Source organism: Nocardioides sp., from assembly GCF_034670285.1.
Lineage (GTDB): Bacteria > Actinomycetota > Actinomycetes > Propionibacteriales > Nocardioidaceae > Nocardioides.
This window is the reverse complement of record NZ_JAXMNS010000203.1, coordinates 1-6,568: the sequence shown is the minus strand read 5'-3', so window position 1 is coordinate 6,568 and position 6,568 is coordinate 1. Positions and strand designations below refer to the sequence as shown.

Genomic DNA, 6,568 nt, shown 5'->3' with positions numbered 1-6,568 from the left:
GTCGTCAGCGGCCCCGGTCGCGGCTCGGTCGCCATCGTCGGGGCCAACGAGCTGGTCACGGTGCTGTTCCCTCCGCTCGCGCAGCGCGGCTACACGCTGCTGGTCGACGGCGAGGCGGCGCTCGACGGCGAGGACGTCGTCGTCACGCCGACCGGCGCGGTGCTGCACCGCCCGGCCGCGCACAGCGACGGTCCCGGACCGCCGTCCGGGTGCGGCCACGACTGCGCGCCGGTTGCGACCTCGTGAGCGCCCACGCCACGCCGTACGCAGCCGACGAGCGCACGACGCTGCTCGCCTTCCTCGACTCCCACCGCGACCTCCTCCGCCGCAAGACCGAGGGCCTGGATGCCGCGCAGCTCGCCGCGACCCTGGCGCCGTCCGACCTGACGCTCGGCGGGATGCTCAAGCACCTCGCCTACGTCGAGGACTGGTGGATCGGGGTCAACCTCGCGGGGCTGGAGCCGCAGGCGCCCTTCGACGACGTCGACTGGGACGCCGACGGCGACTGGGACTGGCACAGCGCCACCGAGCAGACCCCGAACGAGCTGCGCGCCCTCTTCGACTCCTTCGTGGCTCGCTCCGACTCCCTGATCGCAGGGGCGGACAGTCTCGACGTCATCGCGCGGCGTCGACACCCGCACTCCGGCGAGGGCCTGAGCCTGCGCTGGATCCTGGTGCACCTGATCGAGGAGTACGCCCAGCACAACGGCCATGCCGACCTGATCCGTCAGTCCATCGACGGCAGTGTCGGGTGAGCGAACGTGTGATCCGTCCGATGACGCCCGACGACTGGCCGCAGGTGTGGCCGTTCTTCGCCGACATCGTGGCTGCCGGGGAGACCTACGCCTACCCGCTCGACCTCACCAGCGAGCAGGCCCGCGACCTGTGGACCATGCGGCCGCCTGGCCAGACCGTCGTCCTCGAGGACGACGGTCTGATCCTCGGCAGCGCCACGATGGGGCCCAACCGTCCCGGCCGCGGGGCCCACGTCGGGACGGCGTCGTTCATGGTCGCGCCCGCCGGGCGAGGTCGTGGCGTCGGTCGCACCCTGGGCGAGTACGTCGTGCAGTGGCACCGCGACGCCGGCTTCGCCGCCATCCAGTTCAATGCCGTCGTGGAGACCAACACCGTCGCCGTGCGGCTGTGGCAGCGCCTCGGCTTCGAGATCATCGGCACGGTGTCCGAGGCCTTCGAGTCGCGCCTGCACGGGCGGGTCGGGCTACACGTGATGCACCTTCGTCTCTGACTACTGGTCCGAGGCGGCCTCAGGGGCTCCTCGTACGGTCGAGGACATGCGCCGCCACGTCGTCCTGATCCTGACCACCCTGTTCCTGCTGACCGGGTGCAGCGACGACGGCACACCGTCAACGCCCATCACCGGTGACGGCGGCGGTGGCAAAGCACTCACCTGGGGCAACGGGGACTACGGCGTCGTCCTCGCCCACGGTGCTGCGTTCGACGCCGCGTCCTGGACCGAGCAGGCCGAGGCCATCGCCGAGCAGGGCGCGACGGTCGTGGCGGTCGAGGACATCAGCACCGAGGGCATCGCTGCCGCGGTCACGTCGCTGCAGGACGACGGCATCGAGAAGGTCGCGCTGGTGGGTGGCAGCGCTGGCGCCGACGCCATCCTGCGGCTCTCCGCCGAGGAACCCGACCTCGCCGATCAGCTGGTGCTGCTCTCGCCCAACACCGTCGTCGAGGGCCTCGGCGACCAGCCCAAGCTCTTCATCGCCAGCGAGGGCGAACCCGGCTCCGACCTCCCGAATCAGCTCGCCGAGGTCTCACCGGGTGACGACAACCAGGTGCTGGTCGTCGGGGGCAGCGCGCACGCGCAGAACATCTTCGACACCGCGCAGGGGCCCGATGTGCTGGCGGCGATGCTCGAACGCCTGGATCGCTGACCGACAGCGGTCAGCCGGCGTCGGCGAACCCGGGGAGGAACTCGGTGAGGATCGCGTTGAACGGCGCCTCGGCCTCGAGCTGGCTCAGCACGCCGATCCCGCCGATCCACGTGCGGTGGATGAGCATGTAGGACGCCGGCAGGTTGATCTTGATGGCGATCGTGAAGGCGGGGTCGCGCGGGTTGTTGATGCGCGCGAACTGCTCGCGCATCCAGGCCCGGGTGAACTGGAAGCGCTCGACCTTGGTCGGCTCGGCGAACGGCGCGAGGTACTCGATGAGCTGCTGCGGGTCGAGACTGATCTTGTCCTTGATGAAGCCCTCCTGACGCAGCCCGTCCATCAAGGCCTCGGCGTCGCCGAGCGCAGCCAGTCGGATCAGGGTTCCCATCGCGCGGGGGAGGTTGCCCTCCTCGAGGCGCGCGACGGCTCCGTAGTCGAGCACGCCCAGGCGACCCGGGGTGCCGTCGTCGTTGGGGATGATGCGGAAGTTGCCGGGGTGCGGGTCGGCGTGGAGCATGCCGGTGCGGCTGGGGCCGGCGAACATGAAGCGCACGAGCAGCTCGCCGTAGTGGTTGCGCTCCTCGACGGTGCCCTCCTTGATGATGCGGGCGAGCGAGGAGTCGCTCTCGAGCCACTCGGTGATCAGCACGGTCTTGCCGACCGCGACCACGCCGGGCACGACGATCTCCGGGTCGTTGGCGAAGGCCTTCGCGTAGACGCTCTGGGCCTCGGCCTCGAGGGTGTAGTCGAGCTCGTCGGCGGCGCGGGCGCGCACCTCCTCGACCAGCGGCTTGATGTCGAGCCCGGGGAAGACCGGACCGATGGTGCGCGCGAGGCGGGAGAGCTGCTTGATGTCGGACATCAGCGCCTCGCCGGCGCCGGGGTACTGCACCTTCACGGCGACCTCGCGGCCGTCGTGCCAGCGACCCTTGTGGACCTGACCGATCGACGCGGCCGCGGTCGGGCCGCCGTCCAGCCAGACCAGCTGCTCCTTCCAGTCGGCGCCGAGCTCGCGGGCGAGGATCTCGCGCACCGTCGAGGTCGGCATCGGGGGAGCAGCGTCCTGGAGACGGGTCAGGTGGTCGCGGTACGGCGCAGCCACGTCCTCGGGCAGCGCGGCCTCGAAGACCGAGAGCAGCTGGCCGAACTTCATCGCCCCGCCCTTGAGCTCACCGAGGGTACGGAAGAGCTGCTCGGCGGTGCGCTGCTGGAGGTCGTTCATCACGGCCTCGGCCGGGGCCCCACCCAGACGCTTGCCGAAGCCGACGGTCTTGCGACCTGCGTAGCCCAGCGGCAGCGCAGCCAGGCGCGCCGTACGAGCGGCAGCTTTGCGGGGCAGGTCGGCCATGGATCCATTGTGACCCAGGGCCGGTCACCCCATCGGGTCACGGTGAGCCGTGGAAGCGGGCCACGCTCCGGTGCGTGGTGGCGCCGGAGCCGGCGGTGGTGAAGTTGCCGGTCACGAGCACCTTGCCGTCGCTCTGCCGGGCGATGCCGATGCCGCGGACCGTCGGGTCGATCCCGGCGAGGGTCGGGTCGGCGAACGCGGTGTCGAGCGCGCCGTTGCTGGTCAGCCGGGCCAAGCGCCTGCGCGTCGTGGCGCCGACGGTAGTGAACTCGCCCGAGACAAGGACCTTGCCGTCGGGTTGCACCAGGACACGGCGTGCGGGGGCGTCGAGCGCCGGATCCGCGAAGGTGGGGTCGACGGTGCCGTTGGTGTCGAACCGGGCGACGTAGGGGCGTGAGACGCCACCGACCTCGGTGAACTCGCCGCTGGCGACGATCTTGCCGTCGTCCTGCAGTGCGAGGCCGACCACGCGCCCGTTGAGCCCCGGGTCGGCGAAGCCGGTGTCCAGCGAGCCGTCCGTGTTGATGCGCGCCAGCCTGTTGCGCGTCACCCCGCCGACCGTGGTGAAGTCGCCGGCGACGAGGACCTTCCCGTCCGGCTGGAGCGCGACCGTGAAGGCGAAGGCGTCCAGGGCGGGGTCCTGGAAGCTGGTGTCCAGAGTGCCGTCGGCGTCGAAGCGGGCGAGGTAGTTGCGGACGCTGCCGCCCGCGCTGGTGAAGTAGCCCGCGACGAGGACCTTGCCGTCGGGCTGCACGGCGACGCCGTACCCGAGCTGGTTGAGGAGGGGGTCTGCGAAGGTCGTGTCCAGGGTGCCGTCTGAGTTCAACCGGGCCAGGAACGTGCGGTCCACGGCCGTGGGTGGTCCGACCTTCTGGAAGTTGCCGGTCACCAGGATCTTGCCGTCGGCCTGGAGCGCGAGGGCGTAGACCGCCTGGTTGATCCACGGGTTCGGCAGGGTGGTGTCACGCGAGCCGTCTGCGTTGAACCGGACCAGGCGCTGCTGCTGGTTTCCGGCGTACTGGGTGAAGTTGCCGGCGACGAGGATCTTGCCGTCGGGCTGCACGACGATCGCCTGGCCGCTGGCGCTGAGGTCGGCATCGGCGAAGGTGGTGTCAAGGGTGCCCGGAGCGGCCATGGTCACCGTGGTGGTCGCGCTGCCGAAGGGCGCGACGTTGATGGTCACCTCGATCGCCGCCGGCACCGGAGCGGTCGTGGTGGAGAAGGTCAGCCGGTAGAGGCCCGCCGATCCCGACGCTCCCTCGCGAGCGAAGCCGGTCGTGCGGGCACCCAGGTCGTCATACAGGGCAACGGCGGTCTGGGCGCCGTCCGGGTCCGGCTCCAGGCTGACGAGCACCGAGCCGATGCCGGGGCTGATGTCTCCGCGGGTGGAGACCACCGTGATCCGGGGCGCACCGCTGAGGGTGGCGGAGGCGGGCGCGGCAGTCGCCAGCACGATCGCCGGTGCGGTCCAGGCAGCTCCGCCCAGGAGGACGCGACGTGAGTGCTGCGACGGCGCGGCCGTGGTGGACGGGTGCTCAGGGGGAGTCATGCTCGACCTCGATCTTCGGGGAGGACCGCTGTCGCCCGGACGTCAGCGCGTGTGCGGACTCAACGATCCTGCTGACCCGAGGTCACGCGCGGCAGGTCAGGCCGACGCCGACACCCGGGCCTGCACGAGCGCCGTCGCCACCGCAACCACCAGGACGAGGCCGGTCAGGGCCAGCGTGAGCGGCACCAGGACGATCACGCCGAGGGCCAACAGACTCGGTGCCGCGCTCGGGTCGTCGCTCCCGAGCGTCGCGGGCAGGACGTACGCCGTCAGCGCGGCCAGCGCGAGCAGGGCCGCCGCCGCACTGCCCTGGCGCACGAGCGTGGTCCGCTCGACGGGCGGCGCGGGCTCCGGGTCGGCGAGGGTGAAGAGCGTGTGGTCGTCCTCGTCGCTGCCCATGCGCGCAGGCTAGCCGCCGAGCCCGGTCGGCCCGACAGCCGCCGGCTCATCCCTTCCGCGAGCAGGGTGCGGCGCTCCGACGGAGTCACGCGGAGTCACGCGGGGGGCTGAGGGTTCTGCGTGGCCCGCCGATCAGCCGTGGAACCGTGCCAGGTGTCGGTAGGGAGTGTTGCCCGTGCCGGCCGTGGTGAAGTTGCCGCAGACGAGGATCTGGCCGTCTGCCTGGACGGCGACGGCACCCGCAGCCGTGAGGTTGGGGTTGGCGAAGCCGCCGTCGAGGCTGCCGTTGCTGTGGTAGCGAGCCAGTCCGTTCCGGGGTTGTCCGGCGGCGGTGTCGAAACCGCCGACGACAAGGATCCTTCCGTCGCTCTGCACCGCCACCCCCCAGCCGGTGGCACCACCCTCGCCGCCGTCGTCGAGGTCGGGGTTCTCGAACGTCGGGTCGGGCGTGCCGTCGGAGTTGATGCGGGCCAGCCATCGGTAGGGACGGTTGTCAGCGCCGGCGGTGGTGAAGTTGCCGGTGACGAGGATCTTTCCGTCATCCTGGAGCGCCAGGGCCCGACAGCTCCCGGCGCCGCTGATGTTGTTGCCGAGCTGCGGGTCCTCGAACGTGGGGTCGGGAGTGCCGTCGGGGTTGAAGCGGGCAAGCCCCTGACAGGGGATGGCGGCGGCTCCGACGTGGGTGAAGGAGCCGGCCACGAGGATCTTCCCGTCGGGCTGGATCACCACCGCGTGGGCGAATTGGTCGAGGTGGGGATTGATGAAGGTCGTGTCGAGGGTGCCGTCGGCATTGAAGCGGGCGAGGTTGCCGTAGGGGGTGCGCTCGCTGCTCCCCGGGGTCGGGTTGCTCTCCGGACCGACGGCGGCGAAGTAGCCGGCGACCACCACTTTTCCGTCGGCCTGGACGGCGACTCCTCTGCCGGTGCCGACGGTGGGGCCGCCGTCCCCACCGTCGATGTCGGGGTTCCTGAACGAGTAGTCCACGCCTCCGTCGGGACCGAGCCGGGCCAGGAACCGGTAGGCGTCGTCGCCGGCCCCGGCGGTGATGAAGTCCCCGGTGACGAGGATCCCGCCGTCGTCCTGGATCGCCACCCGCTGGGCAGAGGCGTAGGCGTTCGCGCTCTTGAGGTTGGGGTCGCCGAAGTCAGGGTCGGGGGTGCCGTCGGGATTGAAGCGGGCGATGCGTCCGTGCGGGGTGTTGTCAGAGCCGGCGGCGGTGAAGTTCCCGGTGGCGAGGATCTTCCCGCCGGCGAGGACCGCGACTCCGTAGGCGGGGCTGTTGAGGTTGGGATCGGTGAAGGTGGTGTCGAGGGTGCCGGGGGCGGCCATCAGGACGGTGGGCATGACGGTGCCGTAGTCGTTGATGGACCG

Annotated in this window: 7 protein-coding genes and 1 pseudogene; 4 read left to right on the top strand and 4 right to left on the bottom strand. The window is 71.1% G+C overall.

Going from position 1 to position 6,568, the window contains the following annotated elements:
- From VOI19_RS11405 to VOI19_RS11390, 4 genes and pseudogenes are all read left to right on the top strand, one after another.
- Positions 1–246: pseudogene (locus VOI19_RS11405) on the top strand (pyridoxamine 5'-phosphate oxidase); the annotation flags it as partial.
- Entirely contained in the window at positions 243–755 is a 513-nt protein-coding gene (locus tag VOI19_RS11400; RefSeq protein WP_323793085.1) for a DinB family protein, read from the top strand. The pseudogene VOI19_RS11405 and the gene VOI19_RS11400, both read left to right, overlap by 4 nt.
- Positions 752–1,246: a GNAT family N-acetyltransferase gene (locus VOI19_RS11395; RefSeq protein ID WP_323793084.1), complete on the top strand. Its 495-nt coding sequence runs from the start codon at positions 752–754 to the stop codon at positions 1,244–1,246. The genes VOI19_RS11400 and VOI19_RS11395 overlap by 4 nt, the downstream gene beginning before the upstream one ends.
- A 46-nt stretch (positions 1,247–1,292) precedes the next feature.
- Positions 1,293–1,901: a hypothetical protein gene (locus tag VOI19_RS11390; RefSeq protein WP_323793083.1), complete on the top strand. Its 609-nt coding sequence runs from the start codon at positions 1,293–1,295 to the stop codon at positions 1,899–1,901.
- Positions 1,902–1,911: 10 nt separating this feature from the next.
- Here VOI19_RS11390 and VOI19_RS11385 read toward each other — a convergent pair whose 3' ends face one another.
- The 4 genes from VOI19_RS11385 to VOI19_RS11370 all read right to left on the bottom strand — a co-directional run.
- Complete coding sequence (locus VOI19_RS11385; RefSeq protein WP_323793082.1) at positions 1,912–3,249, bottom strand: AarF/ABC1/UbiB kinase family protein; 1,338 nt, start codon at positions 3,247–3,249, stop codon at positions 1,912–1,914.
- Positions 3,250–3,286: 37 nt separating this feature from the next.
- Positions 3,287–4,798, bottom strand: coding sequence for a delta-60 repeat domain-containing protein (locus tag VOI19_RS11380; RefSeq protein WP_323793081.1), 1,512 nt, complete (start codon positions 4,796–4,798; stop codon positions 3,287–3,289).
- 96 nt (positions 4,799–4,894) lie between these two features.
- Positions 4,895–5,197 (bottom strand): hypothetical protein, encoded by a 303-nt coding sequence (locus tag VOI19_RS11375; protein ID WP_323793080.1) that lies wholly within the window; start codon positions 5,195–5,197, stop codon positions 4,895–4,897.
- A gap of 132 nt (positions 5,198–5,329) precedes the next feature.
- Positions 5,330–6,568: delta-60 repeat domain-containing protein (locus VOI19_RS11370; protein ID WP_323793079.1), on the bottom strand; the 1,239-nt coding region annotated here is incomplete at its 5' end.